A 426-nucleotide genomic window follows, 5' to 3' on the forward strand; every position below is an offset into this window, starting at 1 on the left:
GGACTATTCTAAAGAGAATTCCATTTGTGATACTTCTAAAAATAATCATAAATGGCTTCTTTTTTTCATTATGTCTAAATGCTCTCTAAGAACATGCTAAGCTGTTAATCTGTAGGTGGTGTTCCATCTAATTCAATTTGAAAGCTATCATGTAACAAAAAATCCCTTTGTTACACATAGGACTGTTATATCTCCATTTATAGAAGAAGAAGGTTTCCGTTCCTTCTTCTTCCAAGGGTATATTAATATGTCTGGATGGTTGCTTACAATAATGTATACTTACACCTTTTTTTGGAAGGATTTATTCCCTTTTTATCCAAAATGTGCTAAAAAAGAAACCGAATGAATGTCATTCGGTTTCTTAATCATCAATTAATAGAACACAAAAGAAGTTCCAACAATGATGAGAAGAATAAATAATACTAC

The 426-nt window shown here is 30.8% G+C and carries 1 protein-coding gene; it reads right to left on the reverse strand.

Going from position 1 to position 426, the window contains the following annotated elements; translation table 11 throughout:
* Window positions 1–372: 372 nt before the first annotated feature.
* On the reverse strand, window positions 373–426 hold a 54-nt coding region (locus V7266_RS30740; protein WP_420491376.1), incomplete at its 5' end, for a YjcZ family sporulation protein.

Origin of the sequence: Neobacillus drentensis (assembly GCF_036965645.1) — a bacterium.
In the GTDB taxonomy this organism is placed as follows: Bacteria; Bacillota; Bacilli; order Bacillales; family Cytobacillaceae; genus Neobacillus; species Neobacillus drentensis_D.